22 protein-coding genes are annotated in these 24,970 nt (G+C 62.6%); 9 read left to right on the forward strand and 13 right to left on the reverse strand.

All coding sequences use genetic code 11. The annotated features are described in order from the left end of the window. Positions 1-65: 65 nt before the first annotated feature. Complete coding sequence (locus C163_RS21640; RefSeq protein WP_025340565.1) at positions 66-503, forward strand: YhcB family protein; 438 nt, start codon at positions 66-68, stop codon at positions 501-503. A gap of 184 nt (positions 504-687) precedes the next feature. Here the strand turns inward: C163_RS21640 and C163_RS21645 are convergent, their stop codons facing one another. After that, entirely contained in the window at positions 688-1,881 is a 1,194-nt protein-coding gene (locus C163_RS21645; protein ID WP_025340566.1) for a methionine gamma-lyase, read from the reverse strand. Positions 1,882-2,008: 127 nt separating this feature from the next. Between C163_RS21645 and C163_RS21650 the strand changes: the two genes are divergently transcribed. Beyond that, positions 2,009-2,488 carry an Lrp/AsnC family transcriptional regulator gene (locus C163_RS21650; protein WP_025340567.1) on the forward strand — a complete coding sequence of 160 codons (480 nt, stop codon included), beginning with the start codon at positions 2,009-2,011 and terminating at the stop codon, positions 2,486-2,488. A gap of 232 nt (positions 2,489-2,720) precedes the next feature. Here C163_RS21650 and cysN read toward each other — a convergent pair whose 3' ends face one another. The 3 genes from cysN to C163_RS21665 form a co-directional block, all read right to left on the reverse strand. Continuing rightward, on the reverse strand, positions 2,721-4,622 hold the full coding sequence (cysN, locus tag C163_RS21655; protein WP_025340568.1) for a sulfate adenylyltransferase subunit CysN: 1,902 nt from the start codon (positions 4,620-4,622) through the stop codon (positions 2,721-2,723). A gap of 15 nt (positions 4,623-4,637) precedes the next feature. Further along, positions 4,638-5,555, reverse strand: coding sequence for a sulfate adenylyltransferase subunit CysD (cysD, locus tag C163_RS21660; RefSeq protein ID WP_013974136.1), 918 nt, complete (start codon positions 5,553-5,555; stop codon positions 4,638-4,640). Positions 5,556-5,779: 224 nt separating this feature from the next. Next, positions 5,780-6,538 (reverse strand): Nif3-like dinuclear metal center hexameric protein, encoded by a 759-nt coding sequence (locus C163_RS21665; protein ID WP_025340569.1) that lies wholly within the window; start codon positions 6,536-6,538, stop codon positions 5,780-5,782. Positions 6,539-6,707: 169 nt separating this feature from the next. On the opposite strand from C163_RS21665, the gene algW reads away from it, so the two are divergent. Continuing rightward, a complete protein-coding gene (gene algW, locus C163_RS21670) occupies positions 6,708-7,868 on the forward strand; it encodes a Do family serine endopeptidase AlgW (protein ID WP_025340570.1) in 1,161 nt (386 codons plus the stop codon). 130 nt (positions 7,869-7,998) lie between these two features. Here the strand turns inward: algW and C163_RS21675 are convergent, their stop codons facing one another. The 4 genes from C163_RS21675 to C163_RS21690 form a co-directional block, all read right to left on the reverse strand. Beyond that, entirely contained in the window at positions 7,999-8,763 is a 765-nt protein-coding gene (locus C163_RS21675; RefSeq protein WP_003251792.1) for an amino acid ABC transporter ATP-binding protein, read from the reverse strand. Between the two features lie 10 nt (positions 8,764-8,773). Continuing rightward, positions 8,774-9,871, reverse strand: a complete 1,098-nt coding sequence (locus C163_RS21680) for an amino acid ABC transporter permease (protein WP_025340571.1) — start codon at positions 9,869-9,871, stop codon at positions 8,774-8,776. A 10-nt stretch (positions 9,872-9,881) separates the two neighbouring features. Beyond that, on the reverse strand, positions 9,882-11,060 hold the full coding sequence (locus C163_RS21685; RefSeq protein WP_025340572.1) for an amino acid ABC transporter permease: 1,179 nt from the start codon (positions 11,058-11,060) through the stop codon (positions 9,882-9,884). A gap of 67 nt (positions 11,061-11,127) precedes the next feature. After that, positions 11,128-12,156, reverse strand: coding sequence for an amino acid ABC transporter substrate-binding protein (locus C163_RS21690; RefSeq protein WP_015271736.1), 1,029 nt, complete (start codon positions 12,154-12,156; stop codon positions 11,128-11,130). 331 nt (positions 12,157-12,487) lie between these two features. Here C163_RS21690 and C163_RS21695 point away from each other — a divergent pair, with 331 nt between their 5' ends. Beyond that, complete coding sequence (locus C163_RS21695) at positions 12,488-13,144, forward strand: alpha/beta hydrolase (RefSeq protein WP_025340573.1); 657 nt, start codon at positions 12,488-12,490, stop codon at positions 13,142-13,144. A 101-nt stretch (positions 13,145-13,245) separates the two neighbouring features. Further along, entirely contained in the window at positions 13,246-14,709 is a 1,464-nt protein-coding gene (gene rhlB, locus C163_RS21700; protein ID WP_025340574.1) for an ATP-dependent RNA helicase RhlB, read from the forward strand. Positions 14,710-14,869: 160 nt separating this feature from the next. Here the strand turns inward: rhlB and moaE are convergent, their stop codons facing one another. The 5 genes from moaE to C163_RS21725 all read right to left on the reverse strand — a co-directional run bounded on the left by moaE (position 14,870) and on the right by C163_RS21725 (position 19,064). Continuing rightward, a complete protein-coding gene (moaE, locus tag C163_RS21705) occupies positions 14,870-15,316 on the reverse strand; it encodes a molybdopterin synthase catalytic subunit MoaE (protein WP_025340575.1) in 447 nt (148 codons plus the stop codon). Between the two features lie 2 nt (positions 15,317-15,318). Continuing rightward, positions 15,319-15,564, reverse strand: a complete 246-nt coding sequence (gene moaD / locus C163_RS21710) for a molybdopterin converting factor subunit 1 (RefSeq protein ID WP_025340576.1) — start codon at positions 15,562-15,564, stop codon at positions 15,319-15,321. Further along, entirely contained in the window at positions 15,564-16,034 is a 471-nt protein-coding gene (moaC, locus tag C163_RS21715; RefSeq protein WP_003251775.1) for a cyclic pyranopterin monophosphate synthase MoaC, read from the reverse strand. Before moaC ends, moaD begins: the two co-directional genes overlap by 1 nt. A gap of 116 nt (positions 16,035-16,150) precedes the next feature. Beyond that, complete coding sequence (locus tag C163_RS21720; RefSeq protein ID WP_013974146.1) at positions 16,151-17,545, reverse strand: PhoH family protein; 1,395 nt, start codon at positions 17,543-17,545, stop codon at positions 16,151-16,153. A 391-nt stretch (positions 17,546-17,936) separates the two neighbouring features. Further along, positions 17,937-19,064, reverse strand: coding sequence for a polysaccharide deacetylase family protein (locus C163_RS21725; RefSeq protein ID WP_025340577.1), 1,128 nt, complete (start codon positions 19,062-19,064; stop codon positions 17,937-17,939). A 137-nt stretch (positions 19,065-19,201) separates the two neighbouring features. Between C163_RS21725 and yaaA the strand changes: the two genes are divergently transcribed. The 4 genes from yaaA (at position 19,202) to C163_RS21745 (ending at position 24,960) form a co-directional block, all read left to right on the forward strand. Continuing rightward, entirely contained in the window at positions 19,202-19,981 is a 780-nt protein-coding gene (yaaA, locus tag C163_RS21730) for a peroxide stress protein YaaA (protein ID WP_025340578.1), read from the forward strand. A gap of 904 nt (positions 19,982-20,885) precedes the next feature. Further along, positions 20,886-22,202: a nucleotide sugar dehydrogenase gene (locus C163_RS21735; protein WP_025340579.1), complete on the forward strand. Its 1,317-nt coding sequence runs from the start codon at positions 20,886-20,888 to the stop codon at positions 22,200-22,202. Between the two features lie 73 nt (positions 22,203-22,275). Further along, complete coding sequence (locus tag C163_RS21740; RefSeq protein ID WP_025340580.1) at positions 22,276-23,757, forward strand: glycosyltransferase family 2 protein; 1,482 nt, start codon at positions 22,276-22,278, stop codon at positions 23,755-23,757. A 36-nt stretch (positions 23,758-23,793) separates the two neighbouring features. Next, positions 23,794-24,960, forward strand: coding sequence for an alginate biosynthesis protein Alg44 (locus C163_RS21745; protein WP_025340581.1), 1,167 nt, complete (start codon positions 23,794-23,796; stop codon positions 24,958-24,960). The last annotated feature ends 10 nt before the right edge of the window (positions 24,961-24,970 follow it).

Here is a 24,970-nt window from a genome sequence, read left to right on the forward strand (position 1 = left end):
TCGCGGTATACAGCGCAGGTCTGAGCCGTTAACGTAAAGCAAAGCCGTTTATAGAGGAAGGACTCGTGGAACTCTCGCTCCTTGTTTGGTTGTTGCCGACCCTGGCCCTGGTCATCGGCGTGGTAGTCGGTTTCGTCGTCGCTCGCCTGCTGCCCAATGCCGCGCCGAGCAGCACCCAGCGTCAGCTGGATGACATCCAGAAGCGTTTCGACAGCTACCAGAACGAAGTGGTCACCCACTTCAACAGCACCGCCGTGCTGGTCAAGAAACTGACCCAGAGCTATCAGGACGTCCAGGATCACCTGGCCGACGGCGCCAATACCCTGGCCCTCGACGATGTGACCCGTCAGCGCCTGCTGGCCGCCCTGCATTCCGAAGGCAGCCAGGGCCCACGTGACCGCCTGACCCCGCCGAAGGACACTGCCGAAGTGCCGCGCGACTACGCGCCGAAAGCGCCGAACTCGCCGGGCATGCTCGACGAGAGCTACGGGCTCAAGCGCTGATCTGCCGAACATGAAAAAGGCCTCGCAAGAGGCCTTTTTTGTGGGCATGTCTTCCTGCCTGGGCGCGATCCCTTGTAGGAGCGGCCTTGTGTCGCGAAAGGGCTGCGCAGCAGCCCCGGCGATCTTGCAGGCTGGCTGAAATCCTGGGGCCGCTACGCGCCCCTTTCGCGACACAAGGCCGCTCCTACAGGTGCCGCAATGCCTGCTCGACATCCGCCAGCAGGTCCTCCACATCCTCCAGCCCCACCGACAGGCGCACCAGCCCCTCCGATATCCCGTGATGCGCCCGTTCCTTCGCGGTATAGCTGGAGTGCGTCATGCTCGCCGGATGCTGCGCCAGCGACTCGGCATCGCCCAGGCTCACCGCACGGGCAAACAGTTGCAGGGCATTCATGAACCTGCGCCCGGCCTCGATACCACCCTTGAGCTCGAAGGCGATCATCCCGCCCGGCAAACGCATCTGCCGCTGCGCCAGCTCGTACTGGGCAAACGACGGCAACCCCGGGTAGTGAATCAGCTCCACCTGCGGCTGCCGGGCCAGAAACTCCGCTACCTGCAGGGCATTGGCGCAATGGCGGTCCATGCGCAAGGCGAGGGTCTTGATCCCGCGCATCAGCAGCGCCGCATCGTGGGGCGACAGCACCGCCCCGGTCATGTCCTTCAGCCCTTCCAGGCGAATGCGGTCGACCAGCGCCTTGCGTCCCACCACCAGCCCGGCAGTGATATCACCGTGGCCACTGAGGTACTTGGTCGCCGAATGCACCACCAGGTCCGCCCCCAGCTCCAGCGGCCGCTGCAGGTAGGGCGTGCAGTAGGTGTTGTCGACCACCACATGCACATCATGCCCGCGCACCGCCTCGGCCACCGCGGCGATATCCACCAGCTGCATGTTGGGGTTGGCCGGCGTTTCGAAGTAGATCATCCGCGTTTTGCTGTTGATCGCCGCTTTCAGGGCCTTGGCGTCGTTCAGGTCGACATGGCGGATCTTCACCCCGAATTCGCCAATGCCATGGTGCAGGAAAGCAAAGGTGCAGCCGTACAAAGTACGCCCGACGATCAGCTCATCGCCGGGGCGCAGCAGGGTCCAGATCGTCGATGTGATGGCCCCCATGCCCGACGCCAATGCCAACCCCGCCTCACCGCCCTCCAGCGAGGCCATGCGCTGTTCCAGCAGGGCCAGGGTAGGGTTGGAGATGCGGCTGTAGAAATGCCCCGGCTCCTCCCCGGCGAAGCAGGCAGCGCCGTATTCCACGGTGGGGAAGGCATAGGTAGCGGTCTGGTACACCGGCGGCACCAGGGCGCCACCGTGGGAAAGCGGGTCGTAGCCATGGTGAATGGCCCGCGTGGAAAAACCGGTGTTGTTATGGGAGTCGCGCATGGCAACAGCCTCTTGTGGTTTGCTATAAGCTTATGCCACTGAGCTGCCCGATTTTTTCCAAAATGGCCCACGCTTTCGTGTGCTTGTTGGAACAAAAACAATAATTACCGGACCAGAAGGGCAAAACATGCCTTCAACCCTCGACCGCACCGACCGCGCCCTGCTCGCTGCCCTGCAGGACAACGCCCGCCTCACCGTTGCCGAACTTGCCGACCAGGTAGCGCTGACCACCTCGCCGTGCTGGCGGCGGGTCAAGTTGCTGGAGGACAACGGCTACATCACCGGCTACCAGGCCATCCTCTCGCCCAAGTCGCTGGGGTTTGGCGTGACCGCGTTCGTCAGCATCATGATGGACTCGCACACCAAGGACATGGCGCTGGCGTTCGAGCAGCGGCTGATGGAAATTCCCGAGATTGTCGCCTGTCACAACATCTCCGGGCGCTACGACTTCTTGCTGGAGATTCTGGCGCGGGATCTGGAGTCGTTTGGCGAGTTCACCCGGGAAGTGCTGCAGCGGTTGCCGGGGGTGAAGGAGATCTACTCGAGTTTTTCCTATAAGGCGGTGAAGGAACGGCGGGTGATACCGGTGTCGGAAAAACACATCTGAACGGGACTGTCTTGTTCAAGCCCCCAAAGCTTGCGCAATCCTTGCAGGAGCGGCCTTGTGTCGCGATCGGGCCGCAACGCGGCCCTGCCGATATCAGCGGCGAAGTTCAATTCCCGGGGCCGCTGCGCGCCCCATCGCGACACAAGGCCGCTCCTACAAGGGAATGCGTACACATGCCGGGCATAGAAACAAAAAACCCCGCCGAAGCGGGGTTTTTCTTGCAGGCTAGCGCTTAGATCGCACCACGCTGACGCAGCACGTCCAGCACCTGTTTCACGCCCTCGTCCACGCTGGTGGCCTGGGTGTCGATCACAAGGTCGGCGTCCAGCGGCACATCGTACGGGAAGCTTTCGCCCGGGATGTTGTCGCCACCAGCAGCGTACAAGCCTTGCGGGTCACGCTCACGGCAGGCCAGCGGCGAGGCCTGGACGTAAACGGTTACCAGGCGCTCCTTGCCGATCAACGCCTTGGCCTGTTCGCGGCCTTCGGCATCCGGGGCCACGAACGCGGCCAGGGTCAACAGGCCGGCTTCGTTGAACTGGCGCGCCACATGGGCGGCGCGGCGCCAGTTTTCGGTACGGCCGGCGCGGTCCTGTGGCAGGCCCTTGTTCAGGTCGTGGCGCAGGTTCTGGCCGTCGAGCACGTACACCGCACGGCCCATGTCGAACAGCTTGCGCTCCACGGCGTAGGCCAGGGTGCTCTTGCCAGCGCCGGACAGGCCGCTGAACAGTACGGTCGCAGGCTGCTGGCCGAAGCGCAGGGCGCGCTCTTCGGTGGCCACATGGCACAGCTTGCCATGATGGCCGGTGCTGCCGTGCGGCAGGACTGGCGGGGCGATGATCATGCCGGCGCCGACGGTGCCGTTAGTCAGGCGGTCGATGACGATGAACGCACCGGTGGTGCGGTTGCTGTCGTAACCGTCCAGGGCGATCGAGGCGTCCAGAGACACCTTGACGCGGCCGATCTCGTTCAGTTGCAGCGCGCTGGCAGCGCCCTGCTCCAGGGTGTTCACATCGACCTTGTGGGTGATGCTGGCAATCGAGCCCGGCACGTAGCTGGTGGCGCGCTTGATGTCGTATTTCTTGCCCGGGAGCATCGGCTCCTCGGCCATCCACACCAGCATGGCGTCGAACTGGTCGGTGACCGGCGGGACGTTGTCGGCATGCACCAGCAGGTCGCCACGGGAGATGTCGATCTCGTCTTCCATGGTCAGGGTCACGGCCTGGCCAGGGCCTGCGTTTTCCAGCTCGCCTTCGTAGGTGACGATGGACTTGACGCGGCTGCTCTTGCCCGACGGCAGCACGACGATTTCGTCGCCCTTGTGCACCACGCCGCTGGCGATGGTGCCGGCGAAGCCACGGAAGTTCAGGTTCGGACGGTTGACGTACTGCACCGGGAAGCGCAGGTCGGTGAAGTTGCGGTCGGCCGACACTTCGACGGTTTCGAGGATTTCCATCAGCGTCGGGCCGGCGTACCACGGCGAACGCTCGCTGTGGTTGACCACGTTGTCGCCCTTGAGCGCCGACATCGGCACGAAGTGCAGGCTGCTCGGGGTCAGGTTGATGGCTTCGGCGAACTTCAGGTAGTCGGCCTTGATCGACTCGAAGACGCCCTGATCGAAGCCCTTGAGGTCCATCTTGTTGACCGCGACGACGATGTGCTTGATGCCCAGCAACGAGGCAATGTAGCTGTGGCGGCGGGTCTGGGTCTGCACGCCGTAGCGGGCGTCGACCAGGATGATCGCCAGGTCGCAGGTGGACGCGCCGGTAGCCATGTTGCGGGTGTACTGCTCGTGGCCCGGGGTGTCGGCAATGATGAACTTGCGCTTGGCGGTGGAGAAGTAGCGGTAGGCGACATCGATGGTGATGCCCTGCTCGCGCTCGGCCTGCAGGCCGTCGACCAGCAGTGCCAGGTCGACTTCCTCGCCGGTGGTGCCGACTTTCTTCGAATCACGGGTGATGGCCTCGAGGTGGTCCTCGTAGATCATCTTCGAGTCGTGCAGCAGGCGCCCGATCAGGGTGCTCTTGCCATCGTCGACGTTGCCGCAGGTCAGGAAGCGCAGCAGTTCCTTGCGCTCGTGCTGGGCCAGGTAGGCGAGGATGTCCTCGCTGATCAGATCAGATTGGTGCGACATGGAGTAACCCTGAAATTAGAAGTAGCCTTGGCGTTTCTTGTCTTCCATGGAACCGGCGCCATCGTGGTCGATGACACGGCCCTGGCGTTCGGACGTACGGGTCAGGAGCATTTCCTGGATGATGTCCGTCAGGGTCTCGGCTTCCGACTCGACAGCACCCGTCAACGGGTAGCAGCCGAGGGTACGGAAACGCACCTTCTTCTTGACGATGCGCGCTTTCTCTTCATCGGTGAGATGTTCGAGGATGCGTTCGTCGTCGATCATGATCAGGGTGCCGTTCTTCTCGATGACTTCACGCTCGGCGGCGAAGTACAGCGGCACGATCGGGATGCCTTCGAGGTAGATGTACTGCCAGATGTCCAGCTCGGTCCAGTTCGACAGCGGGAAGACGCGGATCGACTCGCCCTTGTTGACCTTGCCGTTGTACACGTTCCACAGTTCCGGGCGCTGGTTCTTCGGATCCCAGCGGTGCTTGCTGTCACGGAACGAGTACACACGCTCCTTGGCCCGCGATTTCTCTTCGTCGCGGCGCGCACCACCGAAGGCGGCGTCGAAACCATGCTTGTCCAGCGCCTGCTTCAGGCCCTGGGTCTTCATGATGTCGGTGTGCTTGGAGCTGCCATGGGTGAACGGGTTGATGCCCTGCGCCACACCCTCAGGGTTGACGTGGGTGATCAGCTCCAGGCCCATTTCCTCGACCATCTTGTCGCGGAAGCTGTACATCTCCTGGAATTTCCACTGGGTGTCGACGTGCATCACCGGGAACGGCAGCTTGCCCGGGAAGAAGGCCTTGCGCGCCAGGTGCAGCATCACGGCGGAATCCTTGCCGATCGAGTACAGCATCACCGGGTTGTCGAACTCGGCGGCCACCTCGCGGATGATGTGGATGCTCTCCGCCTCCAGCTGTTTCAAGTGCGTCAGTTTGTCGACCATGGCTACTCACGAAAAACGATCTTATGGACGGCCTGCGGGCCGTGTTCGAGCGAGCCACTTTATCACAGCGGCTGCTTCTATTTAGGAGGCTGGCTAGATCGAAAAAGTCTAACGATATGACTGGGGGTTTGGGCTGGAATTGGGGCCGCTCTGCGGCCCTTCGCGGGCACGCCCGCTCCCACAGGTGCAGCGGAGTCCTTGGGGAGCGGGCGCGCCCGCGAAGATCAGATAGGGTTCGGGCAATCGATGAACAGGTGCTCCACGGCAAAGCGCCGCGCCAGGTAATCACCCAGCGCCTGTACCCCATACCGCTCGGTGGCATGGTGCCCGGCGGCAATGAAGCTGACGCCATTCTCGCGGGCACTATGGTAGGTCTGCTCCGACGCCTCGCCGGTCAGGTACAGGTCCACCCCGGCCGCGATCGCCGTGTCGATGTAGCCCTGCCCGCCCCCGGTGCACCAGCCGACCCGGCGGATCATCTGCTCACCTTCGACCAGCAAAGGTTCACGCCCCAGCACCTCCCGCACCCGCCGGGCGAAGTCGCGGGCGGTCATCGGCTCGGCCAGCGAGCCGACCATGCCGACTACCTTGGGGTTCTCCGGGTCCAGCGGCCCTTCGACAGTAATGTCCAGCTGCCGCGCCAGTTGCACGTTGTTGCCCACGTCCGGGTGCACATCCAGCGGCAGGTGGAACGCCAGCAGGCTGATGTCGTTGTTCAACAGGGTCTTCAGCCGGCGCTGCCGGATACCGGTGACGCACGGATTCTCGCCCTTCCAGAAGTAGCCATGGTGCACCAGCACCAGGTCGGCCTCGGCCGCGACCGCCGCATCCAGCAGCGCCTGGCTGGCGGTAACGCCGCTGACGATGCGGCTGACCTGCGGCCGGCCTTCGACCTGCAGGCCGTTGGGGCAATAATCCTGGATCTTCGCGCTGCCCAGGTAACGCTCGGCTTCCTCGACCAGGGTGTTCAGAGCGACGGCCATGAAAATCTCCTCGAAATCTGCGTTTTTCTCGGGCACAACGCCCATGCAACGCCCGTATAATGCCGGCCATTATGGGCCGTCGCCGGCACTGGGGGAACCGGTGTATGATCGCGCGCGCTCATGCCCCACCGCACGGTCACCGTCCCCCGGCCCTTTCCAGGATTCATTCATGTTCAAGGCTTTGCGTTATTTTGGCTGGCCCCTGCTTACCGGCGTACTGATCGCCATGCTGATCATCCAGCGCTTCCCGGAATGGGTGGGCCTGCCCAGTCAGGACGTCAACCTGCAACAGGCGCCGCAGACCTCGCGGATCATGCAGGGCCCGGTATCCTACGCCGACGCCGTGACCCTGGCCGCCCCGACGGTGGTCAACCTGTACACCACCAAGGTGGTGAACAAGAGCGCCCACCCGTTGTTCGAAGACCCGCAGTTCCGCCGTTTCTTCGGCGACAACCTGCCCAAGCAGCGCCGCTGGGAGTCGAGCCTGGGCTCGGCGGTGATCATGAGCCCCGAGGGCTACCTGCTGACCAACAACCACGTCACCAGCGGTGCCGACCAGATCGTCGTGGCCCTGAAGGATGGCCGCGAGACCCTGGCCCGGGTCATCGGCAGCGACCCGGAAACCGACCTGGCGGTGCTGAAGATCGACCTGAAGAGCCTGCCGGCGATCACCATCGGCCGCTCCGACAACATTCACATCGGCGACGTTTCGCTGGCCATCGGTAACCCGTTCGGGGTCGGCCAGACCGTGACCATGGGCATCATCAGCGCCACCGGCCGCAACCAGCTGGGCCTGAACAACTACGAAGACTTCATCCAGACCGACGCCGCGATCAACCCGGGCAACTCCGGCGGTGCGCTGGTGGATGCCAACGGCAACCTGATCGGCATCAACACGGCGATCTTCTCCAAATCCGGCGGTTCACAGGGCATCGGCTTCGCCATCCCGGTGAAACTGGCACTGGAGGTGATGAAATCGATCATCGAGCACGGCCAGGTGATCCGTGGCTGGCTGGGTATCGAAGTACAGCCGCTGAGCCAGGAGCTGGCCGAATCGTACGGCATGAAGGACCGCCCGGGCATCGTGGTGGCGGGTATCTTCCGCGAAGGGCCGGCGGCAAAGGCCGGGTTGCAGCTGGGTGACGTGATCCTGAGCATCAACGGCGAGCCGGCCGGTGACGGGCGCAAGTCGATGAACCAGGTGGCGCGGATCAAGCCCAACGAGAAGATCACCATCGAGGTGATGCGCAATGGGCAGCAGTTGAAGCTGATCGCCGAGGTGGGGCTGCGGCCGCCACCGGCGCCGGCAGTCGCCAAGGAAGAGAAGTAAGGCCGCGATCGGGTTTCTGGGGCTGCTTCGCAGCCCATTCGCAGCACAAGGCTGCTCCTACAGGAGATCGCATTTCCCTTGTAGGAGCAGCCTTGTGCTGCGAATGGGCCGCAAAGCGGCCCCTTTTGCATCAATGCAGGATCTGGCTCAGGAACAACTTGGTCCGGTCACTGCGTGGCCGGTCGAAGAAGTCATCCGGCGCCGCCTGCTCGACGATCTCGCCCTTGTCCATGAAGATCACCCGGTTCGCCACGGTCCGGGCAAAGCCCATCTCGTGGGTCACGCAGAGCATGGTCATGCCATCCTCGGCCAGGCCCACCATGGTATCGAGCACTTCCTTGACCATTTCCGGGTCCAGCGCCGAGGTCGGTTCGTCGAACAGCATGATCTTCGGCTTCATGCACAACGCGCGGGCAATCGCCACACGCTGCTGCTGGCCACCGGACAACTGCCCCGGGTACTTGTGCGCCTGCTCCGGAATACGCACCCGTTCCAGGTAGTGCATGGCGATTTCCTCGGCCTTGCGCCGCGGCATCTTGCGCACCCACATCGGCGCCAGGGTGCAGTTTTCCAGAATGCTCAGGTGCGGGAACAGGTTGAAGTGCTGGAACACCATGCCCACTTCGCGGCGGATGGCCTCGATCTGCTTGAGGTCGTTGGTCAGCTCCACACCATCGACCACGATGCGCCCCTGCTGGTGCTCTTCCAGGCGGTTGAGGCAACGGATGGTGGTGGACTTGCCCGAGCCGGACGGCCCGCACAGCACGATGCGCTCGCCCTGGCGCACGTTCAGGTTGATGTCCTTGAGCACATGGAACTGGCCGTACCACTTGTTCACGCCCTGCATCTGGATGATGCCTTCGGGGCCGGCAGGCTGCTTGATCGCTTCACTCATTTCGAAACTCCTAACGCTTGTGGCCAGTGTCCAGCTTGCGCTCCAGGTGCATGGAGTAGCGGGACATACCGAAACAGAAAATCCAGAACACCAGGGCGGCGAACACGTAGCCCTCGGTAGCCATGCCCAGCCAGGCCGGGTCGGCGGCGGCTTGCTTGACGCTGTTCAGCAGGTCGAACAGGCCGATGATGATCACCAGGCTGGTGTCCTTGAACAGGGCAATGAAGGTGTTGACGATGCCGGGAATCACCAGCTTGAGCGCCTGCGGCAGAATCACCAGGCCCATCGCCCGCCAGTAGCCCAGGCCCATGGCAGCGGCAGCTTCGTACTGGCCCTTGGGGATGGCCTGCAGGCCACCACGCACCACCTCGGCGATGTACGCCGACTGGAACAGGATCACGCCGATCATCGCCCGCAGCAGCTTGTCGAAGCTCATGCCCTCAGGCAGGAACAACGGCAGCATCACCGATGACATGAACAGCACGGTGATCAGTGGCACGCCGCGCCAGAACTCGATGAAGGTCACGCACACCACCTTCACCGCCGGCATCTTCGAGCGCCGGCCCAGGGCCAACAGGATGCCCAGCGGCAATGCGCCGACAATGCCCACGGTGGCGATCACCAGGGTCAGCATCAGCCCGCCCCACTGGCTGGTCGGTACGTTTTCCAGGCCCAGCACGCCCCCGTGCAGCAGGGCGTAGGCCAGCAGCGGGTACAGCACCAGGAAGCCCAGGCCGTAGAAGGCCTTGCGCGGGAAACGCTTGATGAACAGCGGCGCGGCGCCGAGCACGGCAAGCCACACGGTCAGGTCCACGCGCCAGCGCAACTCGGCCGGGTAGTAGCCATACATGAACTGGCCGAAGCGCTGCTGCACGAACACCCAGCAGGCGCCCTCCTTGGTGCAGTCGGCGCGGGTGGTACCGACCCAGTTGGCGTCAAGCAACGCCCACTGCAGCAACGGTGGCACGATCAGCCACACCAGGTAGATGGCGAACAGGGTCAGCAGCGTGTTGAGCCAGCTGGAGAACAGATTGGCACGCATCCATGCGAGCACGCCTACGGTTTTTACCGGTGGCGGCATGTCGGGTTTGAAAACATGGGCATTCACGGGCGTATCCTCACCGCTCGATCAGCGCAATGCGCTTGTTGTACCAGTTCATCAGCAGCGAAATGCTGATGCTGATGGCGAGATAGACACTCATGGTGATGGCGATCACCTCGATGGCCTGGCCGGTCTGGTTGAGCACGGTACCGGCGAACAGCGAGACCATCTCCGGATAGCCGATACCGGCCGCCAGCGACGAGTTCTTCGCCAGGTTCAGGTACTGGCTGGTCAGCGGCGGAATGATCACCCGCAGTGCCTGGGGGATGATCACCTTGCGCAGGGTCGGCCCCTCGCGCAGGCCCAGCGAGCGCGCGGCCTCGGTCTGGCCATGGCTGACCGAACGGATACCGGAGCGCACGATCTCGGCGATGAACGCAGCGGTGTAGATGGTCAATGCCAGGGTCAGCGCCAGCAGCTCGGGGATCAGTACCCAGCCACCGACGAAGTTGAATCCTTTCAATTGCGGCACTTCCCAGTGCACCGGGCTGCCGAACAGCAGTGCACAAACGCCCGGAATGGCGATGAACAGCGCCAGCCCCACCCAGAACTTGTGGAACGGCACGCCGGTCTCGTCGAAGCGCTTGTTGGCAAAGCGCACCATCGCCACGATGGCCAGCAGCGCCAGGACCAGGGCCACGACGAACGGCCAGAAGCCTTCGGCCATGGACGCGCCGGGCATGTTCAGGCCACGGTTGCTGATGAAGAAGGTGTCGTCGATATTGATGCTGCCCCGCGGTCCCGGCAGGGTCAGGAACACGGCAAAGTACCAGAACAGGATCTGCAACAACGGCGGGATGTTGCGGAAGGTTTCCACATACACGGTCGCCAGCTTGTTGATCATCCAGTTCGGCGACAACCGCGCCACACCGATGATGAAGCCGAGAATGGTCGCCAGCACCACGCCGATGAAGGTCACCAGCAGGGTGTTGAGCAGGCCGATGACGAACACTCGCGCATAGCTGTCGGATTCCACGTAGGGGATCAGATGCTGGGCGATGCCGAAACCGGCACTGCGGTCGAGGAAGTCGAAGCCCGAGGTGATGCCCCGGTGTTGCAGGTTGGTTTGCGTGTTGTGGAACAGATACCAGCCCAGACCGACCACGAAGACTATCGTGAGAATCTGGAACAGCCACGCGCGCACACGCGGATCGTTAAGGGACAAGCCCTTGGGTGCGCCGATTTGATTTTGCATGAAGTGCCCCGGACAGTAGGGATTCGAACAGCCTGCGGCGGCGGGATGCCGCCGCAGGGTGCAGCCATCAGCGCACAGGTGGCGCGTACTGGATGCCGCCGTTGTTCCACAGGGCGTTCATGCCACGGTCGATCTTCAGGTCGGTGCCCTGGCCCAGGTTCTTCTCGAACACTTCGCCATAGTTGCCGACTTGCTTGACGATCTGCACTACCCAGTCCTTGGGCAGCTTGAGGTCCTTGCCGTACTCGCCGTCCGCACCCAGCAGGCGGGCGACGTCCGGGTTCTTGGTGCCTTTGGCCTCGGCCTCGACGTTCTTCGAGGTGATGCCCGCCTCTTCGGCGTTGAGCATGGCGAACAGGGTCCACTTGACGATGCTGAACCACTCCTCGTCGCCTTTACGCACCACCGGGCCCAGCGGTTCCTTGGAGATGGTTTCCGGCAGTACCACGTACTCGGTCGGCGCGGCCAGCTTGGAGCGCTGGGCGAACAGCTGCGACTTGTCCGAGGTCAGCACGTCGCAACGGCCGGACTCCAGCGACTTGGCGCTTTCGTCGGAGGTGTCGAAGGTGATCGGGGTATATTTCAGGCCATTGGCGCGGAAGAAGTCCGACACGTTCAGCTCGGTGGTGGTACCGGCCTGGATGCAGATGGTCGCGCCATCGAGCTCCTTGGCGCTGGAAACACCCAGCTTCTTGTTGACCAGGAAACCGACGCCGTCATAGTAGGTAACACCGGCGAATACCAGGCCCATGCCGGCATCACGCGAGCTGGTCCAGGTGGTGTTGCGCGACAGCACATCGACTTCGCCCGACTGCAGGGCGGTGAAGCGTTCCTTGGCGTTGAGCTGGCTGAACTTGACCTTGGTGGCGTCGCCGAACACGGCGGCGGCCACGGCGCGGCACACGTCGGCGTCGATACCAACGATCTTGCCCTGCGCATCAGGTACCGAGAAGCCTGGAAGACCGTCGCTCACGCCACACTGGACGAAGCCCTTCTTCTTTACCGCATCGAGGGTGGCGCCGGCCTGGGCGTTGCTCACGGCGCCCAGCGCGGCGGCAGCGGTCAGGACTGCCAGGGTGGTTTTCAACATCTTCATTCACAACCTCCAAATCGCTCTTGTTGTATCGAGCCGGAATTGCACCGCACCCTTTTGAGGCGTATCCGACCCGTATTGGCTTGTTATTGGGTCAATGGCGCAATGGACTGTTCTGTGACAGCCTTCGCGTGCAAAGGGTGTTACCGTCACGGCCTGCCCTTTGCATCATTGGTTGAATTGCAAAGCGCGTACCAGAATTTACGGCTGTAGCGTTTAAGCGCTCGTCAAGTAGGGAAAGTTGTATCGTTGCGACATTCTTTTTCCGACAATCATTTCCAGCGCCTTCTTTTCACGCACGCCATAACAAGACCCGCACACTTTCGGAGCAGTCATGACCAACCCGCTGATTCTCGAACCGCAGAAAACCGCCGATGCCTGTGTGATCTGGTTGCACGGCCTGGGTGCCGACCGTTACGACTTCCTACCAGTGGCCGAATTCATGCAGGAGCGCCTGCTCAGCACCCGTTTCGTCATGCCCCAGGCTCCAACCCGCCCGGTAACCATCAACGGCGGCTACGCCATGCCCAGCTGGTACGACATCAAGGCCATGACCCCGGCCCGTGCCATCGACGAGGCGCAGCTGGAAGAATCGGCCGAGCAGCTCATTGCCCTGATCAAGGCCGAGCAGGCCAAAGGCATCAGCCTGTCGCGGATCTTCCTGGCCGGTTTCTCCCAGGGCGGCGCGGTGGTGCTGCACACTGCCTATATAAAGTGGCAAGAAGCGCTGGGGGGCGTGATCGCCCTGTCCACCTACGCCCCCACCTTCAACGACCAGCATCAGTTGAGCGCCTGCCAGCAACGCACCCCGGCCCTGTGCCTGCACGGCGTGCACGACCCGGTGGTGATCCCTTCCATGGGCCGCACCGCCTTCGAGTACCTGAATACCTGGGGCGTCGCCGCCCGCTGGCACGAATACCCGATGGAACATGAAGTGGTGGTGGAAGAGTTGAGCGACATCCACGACTGGCTGAGCAAGCAATTGCAATAAGCCAGGGCCGCCTGTAGTTGTAAGGCTATTCCACTACGCCGCGCCTGAATCTTGCTTTACACTGCCCGGCGTACATTCCTTAACCAGTTGACGAGACGATCGTGCTCAAGGCACTCAAGAAAATTTTCGGCAAGGGAGACGCCGCGCCACAGGCCGTCGCTCCTGCTGCCAGCGTGACGCTGCCTGCGCCCGCACCCGCCAGCGAGGCCCAGCCTGCGGCAAAACCGGCCGCCCCACGCGCCACCCCAGCACCACAGGCCGAACAGCCTGCCGCCGTTACGCCAGCCGCCGACAAGCCGGCCAAGGACAAACCGCGTCGCGAGCGCAAGCCCAAGCCGCAGGCCAGCCTGTGGAAACCGGAAGACTTCGTGGTCGAGCCGCAGGAAGGCAAGACTCGCTTCCACGACTTCAAGCTGTCCAACGAGGTGATGCACGCCATCCACGACCTGGGCTTCCCGTACTGCACGCCGATCCAGGCACAGGTGCTGGGTTACACCCTGCGTGGCCAGGACGCCATCGGCCGGGCCCAGACCGGTACCGGCAAGACTGCGGCGTTCCTGATCTCGATCATTTCCCAGCTGCAGCAGACGCCGCCGCCGAAGGAACGCTACATGGGCGAGCCACGCGCGCTGATCATCGCGCCCACCCGCGAGCTGGTGGTGCAGATCGCCAAGGATGCCATCGCCCTGACCAAGTACACCGGCCTGAACGTGATGAGCTTCGTCGGCGGCATGGACTTCGACAAGCAGCTCAAGGCCCTGGAAGCGCGCCATTGCGACATCCTGGTGGCCACTCCGGGCCGCCTGCTGGACTTCAACCAGCGCGGCGAGGTGCACCTGGACATGGTCGAGGTGATGGTGCTGGACGAAGCCGACCGCATGCTCGACATGGGTTTCATCCCCCAGGTGCGCCAGATCATTCGCCAGACGCCGCCGAAAAGCGAGCGCCAGACCCTGCTGTTCTCCGCCACCTTCACCGACGATGTGATGAACCTGGCCAAGCAATGGACCACCAACCCGGCCATCGTCGAGATCGAGCCGGAGAACGTTGCCAGCGAAACGGTGGAGCAGCACGTCTATGCGGTGGCCGGCAGCGACAAGTACAAACTGCTGTACAACCTGGTGACCCAGAACAAGTGGGAACGGGTGATGGTGTTCGCCAACCGCAAGGACGAAGTGCGGCGCATCGAGGAAAAACTCGTGCGCGACGGCATCAATGCCGCGCAGTTGTCGGGCGACGTGCCGCAGCACAAGCGTATCCGTACCCTGGAGAACTTCCGCGAAGGGCGCATCACCGTGCTGGTGGCCACCGACGTGGCGGGGCGTGGCATTCACATCGATGGCATCAGCCACGTGATCAACTTCACCCTGCCGGAAGACCCGGACGACTACGTGCACCGCATTGGCCGGACAGGCCGTGCGGGCACCAGTGGTGTGTCGATCAGCTTTGCCGGTGAGGATGACTCGTACCAGCTGCCCGCGATCGAAGAGCTGCTGGGGCGCAAGATCAAGTGTGAAATGCCACCGGATGAGCTGCTGAAGCCAGTGCCGCGCAAGCACCACTGATTCATCAGCGCTGGCCTGCCCTCTGTAGGAGCGGCCTTGTGTCGCGAAAGGGCCGCATCGCGGCCCCAGCAATCTCTGCATTAATGCTGAAATCCTGGGGCCGCCATGCGGCCCTTTCGCGACACAAGGCCGCTCCTACAAGGAATCAGCGCAGCCTTGGCTACCAGCGCCCAGCGGCATCCTGGTCACTCTGCTTCCCTTCCACCCACCGTGCCCCTTCCTGGGTATTTTCCTTCTTCCAGAACGGCGCCCGGGTTTTCAGGTAGTCCATGATGAAGTTGCAGGCATCGAACGCCGCCTGCCGATGGGCACTGGCCACACCGACGAACACGATCGGCTCGCCCGGTTCCAGCGCACCGATGCGGTGCAGCACCTCCACCTTGAGCAGCGGCCAGCGTTGCTCGGCCTCGACAACGATCTTGGCCAGGGCCTTTTCGGTCATGCCCGGATAGTGCTCGAGGAACATCCCCGCCACTTCGCGGCCGTCGTTGAAATCCCGCACGTAGCCGACAAAACCGACCACCGCGCCCACGCCGACATTCGCCGCGTGCATGGCATTGGTCTCGGCCCCCGGGTCGAACGCGCCCTCCTGTACTCGCACAGCCATGTTCAGCCTCCGGTCACCGGCGGGAAGAACGCCACTTCATCGCCCTCTTCCAGCGGCTCATCGAGCTTGCACAGTTCTTCGTTGCGCGCACACATCAGGTTCTGCTCGGCCAGCACTTCGTACTGCCCGCCCTTGGCCACCAGGGCTTGGCGCACATCGTCGAGCACCGTGAACGCGCCCTCCACCCGCTCGGCATCCACGCCCAGCAGTTCGCGGTAACGGGCGAAGTACATCACCTTGACCTTCATCACGCCTCCACCTTGTAGTGGCCGCTCTTGCCACCGAGTTTTTCCAGCAGGCGCACCTGCTCGATGACCATACCTTTATCCACAGCCTTGCACATGTCATAGATCGTCAGCGCGGCAACGCTGGCGGCGGTCAGCGCCTCCATCTCCACGCCGGTCTGCCCGGCCAGCTTGCAGCGGGCGACGATACGCACGGCGTCCTGCCCCTCGGCGCTGAGCTCGACCTTGACGCTGGTCAGCATCAATGGGTGGCACAGCGGGATCAGGTCGCTGGTCTTCTTCGCCGCCTGGATCCCGGCAATGCGCGCCACGGCGAACACGTCGCCCTTGGGGTGTTCACCGTCGACGATCATCTGCAAGGTCTGCGGCAACATGCGCACCCGCGCCTCGGCGGTGGCCTCGCGCTCGGTCACGGCCTTTTCAGTGACGTCGACCATGTTGGCCCGCCCCTGGGAATCAAGATGTGTCAGCACTGCTCTGCTCCTGTGAAGGGAACTTGCAGTGTAAACCTGTGAGTCAGGTTTGAGCAGAGGGGTGCGTCAACCGTGCCCGCGAAAAGGCCGGGCGGCGAACCGCCCGGCGAAGAGGGTTACAGATGCGACTCGGCGTACTCGGCCAGCACCGAGCGTGGCACGCCCTGCAGGGTGATGTGCACGCCATGGGGGAAGTCCTTGAAGCGCTCGGTCAGGTAGGTCAGGCCCGAGCTGGTCGCGGACAGGTAGGGGGTGTCGATCTGCGCCAGGTTGCCCAGGCAGACCACCTTGGACCCGGAGCCGGCACGGGTGATGATGGTTTTCATCTGGTGCGGCGTCAGGTTCTGACACTCGTCGATCAGGATCAGGCTCTGCTGGAAGCTACGGCCACGGATGTAGTTCAGCGACTTGAACTGCAACGGCACGCGCTCGAGGATGTACTCGACGCTGCCATGGGTGCTCTCGTCATCCATGTGCAAGGCTTCGAGGTTGTCGGTGATGGCGCCCAGCCAGGGTTCCATCTTCTCGGCCTCGGTGCCCGGCAGGAAGCCGATCTCCTGGTCCAGCCCCTGCACGCTGCGGGTGGCGATGATGCGCCGGTAGCGCTTGCTGACCATGGTCTGTTCGATGGCCGCGGCCAGGGCCAGGATGGTCTTGCCGGAACCGGCGGCGCCGGTCAGGTTGACCAGGTGGATATCCGGGTCGAGCAGGGCGAACAGCGCCAGGCTCTGGTGGATGTCACGCGGCTTAAGGCCCCAGGCTTCCTGGTGCAGCAGCGGTTCCTGGTGCAGGTCGAGCAACAGCAGCTCATCGTTGCGAATACCCTTGATCCAGCCGACGAAGCCCTGTTCATCGATGATGAACTCGTTGACGTGAACCGCCGGCAGGTTGTCGATCAATTGCACGCGGTGCCAGGTGCGGCCACGCTCCTGGCGGGTATCGACCTTGCTCACCCGGTCCCAGAACGAGCCGGTGACCGAATGGTAGCCCTTGGACAGCAAGGACACGTCATCGACCAGCTGGTCGGTGCTGTAGTCCTCGGCCGCGATGCCACAGGCACGCGCCTTCAGGCGCATGTTGATGTCTTTGGTGACCAGCACAACGTCCAGGTCGGTGCGCCGGGCCCGTACTTCGAGCAACTGGTTGATGATGATGTTGTCGTTGAGGTTTTCCGGCAGCAGCTTGTTCGGCTCGTTGCGCGGAGTCATCAGGATGGACAGGAAGCCCTTGGGCCCGCTCTTGCCACGCTGGATCGGCACGCCCTGCTCGACATCGCTGGGCGAGGCGTCACCAAGGGTCTGGTCGATCAGCCGAATGGCCTGGCGGCATTCGGCGGCGATGGTCTGTTTGCCGGTCTTGAGCTTGTCGAGTTCCTCCAGCACCGTCATCGGGATGGCGACATGGTGCTCCTCGAAGTTCAGTAACGCGTTGGGGTCGTGAATCAGGACGTTGGTATCGAGCACATACAGGATAGGCTTGCTGGAGGAAGGGTTGCGTCCTTGGTCATCCATACTCGGTCACCTTATGTCGAAGCCACACGGCGTGGTCTGTTACGCCGCAGAGTGACTGCCGCTGTCCCCGTATCCGCGTTGTTACGGGCGGGAAGCGAACCTGGCTAGGTGGGCCTGGATGACGCCACCTGTGCTGCAGGAATCGGCTGTCTGGTTTCTTCATACCGCAAAAATGATGACTAAAAAAAGTCTTTTTACGTGCAGGTGAAGTTTATTTTTCCAAATGACGAACAGGGGTTGGCGAGGGGGCGCGTGAGGACTACAGTCAAAAATCAGGCTGGCATTGCTGAGGGGCGCTTCGCACCCCGATCGCGACACAAGGCCGCTCCTACAGGCATCGCGTGACCTTGTAGGAGCGGCCTTGCGTCGCGATGGGCCGCAAAGCGGCCCCCTACCCCCTCAAGCCATAAGCTTGGCAATCTTCCCAACCAATCCCGCTCTGCGCCGTATTGCGCAACAACCACTCCACCGCAGGCTGCGCCTTGGGCAGGCTGTCATGGAACTGGATCACCCCCTTGCGCCACAGCAACATCAAGGTCAGCACCCGCTGGGCAGAGGCCTCGGCGCTCAGTGCGCCATCATCCTGGGCATCGATGTCCCACAACGATACCTGCAACTGCTGGCTGGCCATGAACGCCTCGCCATCGGCCCGACGCTGCCCGTAAGGCGGGCGAAACAACGGCACATACTGCTCCGGCAGGTCGGCCTGCACCCGCGCCTGGCTACGCCGCAGCGAGTCCTGCCAGCCTGTCCACTGCGCATGGGAGCGGTACTCCCAACCCTGTATCCCCACGCACTGCCCGCCATAGAGCTGGCGCAAGGCATCTGCCGCCCCGGCGTCGCGCCGTTGCTGCAGGCGGTTGCCGAGCACGAAGAACGTGCCTTCAAGCTTTTGCCGGCGCAGGTAATCAGCCAGCAGGTCGGTACTGCCGCCATCCGGCCCGGGCCCGCCGACGAAGGTCAGCAGGAACATGCGGTCGTTCAGTTCATCCCCATTGCGCTCGCGTGAGGACAGCCGCTCCACCTCGCTGCTGGTCTGCGGCAGCAACGCCGCCTTGCGCAGTTGTTCGTCCAGGTAACGCACATGGAACTGGTGGCTCGGCTCGATCCAATCGGTGTAGAAAGTGCCGACATCGGCAGCGAACGTCGCCGCTTGCGTACGCAACTCCGCCATCGACGTCACCGGGTAGCAGAACGACGCATCCTGCTCGCAACTGCGCTGCGCCTGTTGATAACCTTCCCATAACCGCTGCCACATGCGCGCCCGCACCAGGCGCACCTTCTGCAGGTTGACTTGCCGTAGCCCCAAGCGTGCCGCCAGCGCCGCGTCGTCCAGCAGTTCGCTTTCGTGCAGCACCTGGGCGAACGAGAGGATCTCGGCCCGCGAGGCCACATCGAACAACGCCGGGCTGTCCAGCTTTTCGGGCCACAGGCTGCGGTCCAGGCTCACCTGGGGTGAAGGGGCGGCTTGCACGGCCAGGCTCAGCAGAGCGGCCAGCAAGGCAGAGGCAATACGCACGGTTGAAGGCTCCGCAACGGCGAAACGCGCACTATAGCCTCTGCACCGGCCATGGTCTGTGACTATAGTCGCCATAGTTTGGACTTGCACCGTCCAGCCCGTAGAATTCCCGGCCAACGATGCCAGGAGCCGACCCGATGCTGACGGTGATTTCCCCCGCCAAGACCCTCGACTACGACACCCCGCCGGTGACCGAGCGTTTCACCCTGCCCCAGTACCTGGACGACTCCCAGGAGCTGATCCAGCAGCTGCGCGACCTGTCGCCGGCGCAGATCAGCGAACTGATGCACCTGTCCGACAAGCTCGCCGGCCTGAATGCCGCGCGCTTCGGCAGCTGGACCCCGGACTTCACCCCCGCCAATGCCAAGCAGGCGCTGCTGGCGTTCAAGGGTGACGTGTATACCGGCCTCGACGCCGAAAGCCTTTGCGAGGACGATTTCAGCTACGCCCAGCAGCACTTGCGCATGCTTTCGGGCCTGTATGGCCTGCTGCGCCCGCTCGACCTGATGCAACCCTACCGCCTGGAAATGGGCACCAAGCTGGCCAACGCCCGCGGCAAGGACCTGTACGCCTTCTGGGGCACGCGCATCAGCGAATGGCTGAACCAGGCCCTGGCCGAACAGGGCGATGACGTGCTGCTGAACCTGGCCAGCAACGAGTATTTCAGCGCGGTGAAACGCAGCGCGCTGAAGGCCCGGGTGATCAACGTCGACTTCAAGGACCTGAAGAACGGCCAGTACAAGATCATCAGCTTCTACGCCAAGAAAGCCCGCGGCATGATGAGCCGCTTCGTCATCCAGCAGCGCATCAGCGACCCGGAGCAGCTCAAGCAATTCGATGAGCAGGGGTACTACTACAGTGCCGAACAGTCGAAGCCGGACCACCTGGTGTTCCTGCGGGATCATCCTTCCGAATAGTCAGGCAATACACAATCCCTTGTAGGAGCGGCCTTGTGTCGCGAAAGGGCCGCATAGCGGCCCCGGCAATTTCTGCTTTGATGCTGAAATCCTGGGGCCGCTGCGCGGTCCTTTCGCGACACAAGGCCGCTCCAACAAAAAGCGCCCCCTACTTACCCCCTCCGCCCCGCAACAGGGCACGACGCAAAGCGCCATTACGCCACAAATCCGACGCCAAAAAATCGACACACCGCAACTTATAGCCAAACGCCATAAGACCGTTCGTAGCTTTTTTGACGAATTTTTCAAAATATTTTTCGATGCTGGCATAAAAATATCTCGCAACAGTTTCGCCCTTTATATATAGGGACAAAACACCCGTGTGCTATCAGATTGAAATTGTCTGCCACTGAAAAAATATTTAGAAATCTTTCATCCACGCCGAACCCACCCCGGAACTTCTGCTACGACGAATCGCTCATAGTGCCGTAACGATTTTCCTGCCCCCGGGCTGTGAGAGATGACTTACAGATGACAACGGCAGGTATCCACTACCAGCCCCAACAACTTCGACAGGTATGACGGGCAACCCCCGAAGACCCTGTCCATGCAGGAGAGACGCGTCCCTTTCAATTCGTCCTAGTGGTTGATTTCAAAGGATTTTTCCACTTGAAAAAACAAGCACAGCAAAGCGCCACGTAGCGCCTTGCAATAAAGACGGCTGCATTCCAGGGCACGTTTTTTAATTAATGGCTTTTTACTGCCACATTTGAGTGCATAACTTTTTGCGCTCCGGATTTATTTTGCCTGCGCTCGGCGAAGTGTGCATTTCGCCATGGATCCGTGCGCCCGAAAACTGTTGTTAATCAACCCAGTCCGGCTCTCTCCGGAGGCGCCGGCGTGATAAACACATGAGGTGATAGCGATGCGTATCAGCATCTTTGGTTTGGGTTATGTGGGTGCGGTCTGTGCAGGCTGCCTGACGGCGCGAGGCCATGAAGTGATCGGTGTGGATGTGTCCAGCACCAAGATCGACCTGATCAATCAGGGCAAGTCGCCCATCGTCGAACCTGGCCTGGAAGCACTGCTGCAACAGGGCATCGCCAACGGCCGCCTGCGCGGTACTACCGATTTCGCCGAAGCCATCCGTGCCAGCGACGTATCGATGATCTGCGTGGGTACCCCAAGCAAGAAGAACGGCGACCTGGGCCTCGAGTACATCGAGTCGGTGTGCCGCGAAATCGGCTACGTGCTGCGTGACAGCGAGCGCCGCCACACCATCGTGGTACGCAGCACCGTGCTGCCGGGTACCGTGAAGAACGTGGTGATCCCGATCCTCGAAGACTGCTCGGGCAAGAAAGCCGGCGTCGACTTCGGCGTTGCGGTCAACCCGGAATTCCTGCGTGAAAGCACCGCGATCAAGGACTACGACCAGCCACCGATGACCGTCATCGGCGAACTGGACACCGCCAGCGGCGACATCCTGCAGGCCCTGTACGAAGAGCTCGACGCACCGATCATCCGCAAGCCGATCGAAGTGGCCGAGATGATCAAGTACACCTGCAACGTGTGGCACGCCACCAAGGTCACCTTCGCCAACGAGATCGGCAACATTGCCAAGGCCGTAGGCGTGGATGGCCGTGACGTGATGGACGTGGTCTGCCAGGACAAAGTGCTGAACCTGTCCCAGTACTACATGCGCCCTGGCTTCGCCTTCGGCGGCTCGTGCCTGCCCAAGGACGTACGCGCCCTCACCTATCGCGCCTCCAGCCTCGATGTACGCGCTCCGCTGCTCGACTCGCTGATGCGCAGCAACGAATCGCAGGTGCAGAACGCCTTCGAGCTGATCGAAGCCCACGACAAGCGCAAGGTCGCCCTGCTCGGCCTGAGCTTCAAGGCCGGCACCGACGACCTGCGTGAAAGCCCGCTGGTGGAACTGGCCGAACGCCTGATCGGCAAGGGCTACCAGCTGGACATCTACGACGAGAACGTCCAGTACGCCCGCGTCCACGGCGCCAACAAGGACTACATCGAGTCGAAGATCCCGCACGTGTCGTCGCTGCTCAACGCCGACTTCCAGAAGGTGATCGACAACGCCGACATCATCGTCCTGGGCAACCGTGACGAGCAGTTCCGTGCACTGGCCCAGCAAGCGCCGGCCGGCAAGCACGTGATCGACCTGGTCGGCTTCATGAGCAAACCGACCTGCGCCACCAGCCGTACCGAAGGCATCTGCTGGTAAGTGCTGGCCGGGCAGCGGGGGCCTCCCCACCCCCGCTGCCCACCTTTTCCCGAATTCTCGACGGATGCTGAACATGCAAAGGATCCAGACAGTGCTGTTGCAGTGCGCCGGTTGGCTGCTCTACATGAGTCTGCTCATGCTGATCGCCCTGGCCCTGCCAGCCGATATCTTCGACTCGCAGTCGAAGCACTTCATCTTCCTGGTCGGCGCAGTCGGCATCTGGCGCTATTCCATGGGCGCCACCCATTTCATCCGCGGCATGATCTTCCTCTACGGCGTGTACCCGTACCTGCGTCGCAAGGTGCAGAAGATGGGCAAGGCTGCCGACCCGTCCCACGTGTACCTGATGGTGACCAGCTTCCGCATCGAAGCACTCACCACCGCCCAGGTGTACAGCTCGGTGATCCGCGAGGCGATCAACTGTGGCTTCCCCACCACCGTGGTCTGCTCGCTGGTGGAGATGTCGGACGAACTGCTGGTGAAAAGCCTGTGGGCCAAATACAACCCGCCAGCCCACGTGAAGCTGGACATCGTGCGCATCGCCGGTACCGGCAAGCGTGACGGCCTGGCCTACGGTTTCCGTGCGATCTCGCGCATGCTGCCGGACGAGAACGCTGTGGTGGCGGTGATCGACGGCGACACCGTGCTGGGCGATGGCGTGGTACGCAAGACCGTGCCGTGGTTCAAGCTGTTCCCCAACGTCGGCGGCCTGACCACCAACGAGTTCTGCGAAGTGCGTGGCGGCTACATCATGAGCGAGTGGCACAAGCTGCGCTTTGCCCAGCGCCACATCAACATGTGCTCGATGGCCCTGTCCAAGCGCGTGCTGACCATGACCGGGCGCATGTCGATGTTCCGCGCCAGCGTGGTGACCAACCCCGAGTTCATCGCCGACGTCGAAAGCGACTCGCTGATGCACTGGCGCCTGGGCCGCTTCAAGTTCCTCACCGGTGACGACAAGTCCAGCTGGTTCAGCCTGATGCGCCTGGGCTACGACACCTTCTACGTGCCGGACGCCGCCATCAACACGGTCGAGCACCCGCCGGAGAAGAGCTTCCTCAAGGCCAGCCGCAAGCTGATGTACCGCTGGTACGGCAACAACCTGCGGCAGAACTCCCGCGCGCTTGGCCTGGGCCTGCGCCGCCTGGGGCTGTTCACCAGCATCGTGCTGTTCGACCAGCGCGTGTCGATGTGGACCAGCCTGCTGGGCCTGACCGTGGCGGTGATCGCCAGCCTCAAGTTCGGCCTGGGCTTCCTGCTGGTGTACCTGCTGTGGATCGGCATCACCCGCCTGATCCTCACCATCATGCTGCTGTGCTCCGGCCACAACGTAGGCCCGGCCTACCCGCTGATTCTCTATTACAACCAGATCATCGGCGCGCTGATGAAGATCTACGTGTTCTTCCGCCTCGACAAGCAGTCCTGGACGCGTCAGCCCACTGCCCTCAAGCGTGACCTCGCCAGCTTTCAACAATGGTTCAACACCTGGTCCTCGCGGACCATGACCTTCTCGGCTGCCAGCATCTTCGTTGCTGTGCTGTTCATGGTCGTGTGAGCCCAACCCGGATCGGAACTAACAGGAACAAACCACATGAATACCGCCGTGAACGTCAACGTCGTGCATGAGTCCGAAGCCCAGCGCCAGCATGCCCGGGTACGCATCCCCGCCAAGCTGCGGTTCCTCGACCCTCAGCGCCAGGCCCACGATGTGAAGGTCGACGACCTCTCCGCCGGTGGCCTGAGCTTCCACACCAAGCAACCACTGTCGGTTGGCGACGTGCTCCGCGGGCGGCTGCAGTTCACGGTCGACAACCTCGGCCTGTCGATGGACATCGAGTTCCAGGTGCGCTCCTACAACCCGGGCAGTGGCCGTACCGGCGCCCAGTTCCAGAACCTCGAGCCCCGCGATATCGCCACGCTGCGCCACATCATCACCTCGCACCTGTCGGGTGAGCTGATCACTGCCGGCGATGTGCTCAGCACCTTGCAGCGCGACAACTTCACCAAGGCGCGCAAGCAGAAGGACGGCGGTGCCGGCCTGAGCGCCTTCGGCCGCCTCAAGGCGGTCACCGTCACCCTCGGCGTGTTCGTGGTCGGTGTCGCCGCCTTCGGCTTCATCGCCAAGTCGCTGTACGGCATGTACTTCGTCAGCCATGCCGAAGCCGGCGTGGTCGCGGTACCCACCACCAACGTCACCATGCCGCGCGACGGCACCGTGAACAGCCTGGTCGAAAGCGGTGGGCAGATCGCCAAGGGCGCGCCACTGGCCAGCTTCACCACCAGCATGCTGGACATGCTCAAGGGCAACCTGGAAGACGCACAGCTGGAGCCGGCGAAGATCGAGGAACTGTTCGGCAAGCAACTGTCCGGCACCCTCACCAGCCCGTGTGATTGCGTGGTTGCCCGCCAGCTCGTGGACAACGGCCAGTACGCCGCCAAGGGCCAGCCGATCTTCCAGCTGATCCCGCGCACCACCAACCCGATGATCGAGGCGCGCTTCACCTACCGCCAGTTCGACGAGGTCAAGCCAGGTACCCGGGTCAACTTCCAGGTAGCCGGCGAAGACGAAGTACGCACCGGCCAGATCGTCAGCAGCGCCAGCCTCAACAGCGAAGACCTGGCCGCCGACATCCGCGTGCAGATCAAGCCCGACAGCGCCCTGCCCGCCGAACTCGCCGGTCGCCCGGCTTCGGTCAACAGCGACCGTGGCCCATCGCTGAACTGGCTGATCGACAAAGCCATGGCCCGTGGGCTGTAAGAGGATCACG

Source organism: Pseudomonas sp. FGI182 (assembly GCF_000511325.1).
Lineage (GTDB): Bacteria > Pseudomonadota > Gammaproteobacteria > Pseudomonadales > Pseudomonadaceae > Aquipseudomonas > Aquipseudomonas putida_Z.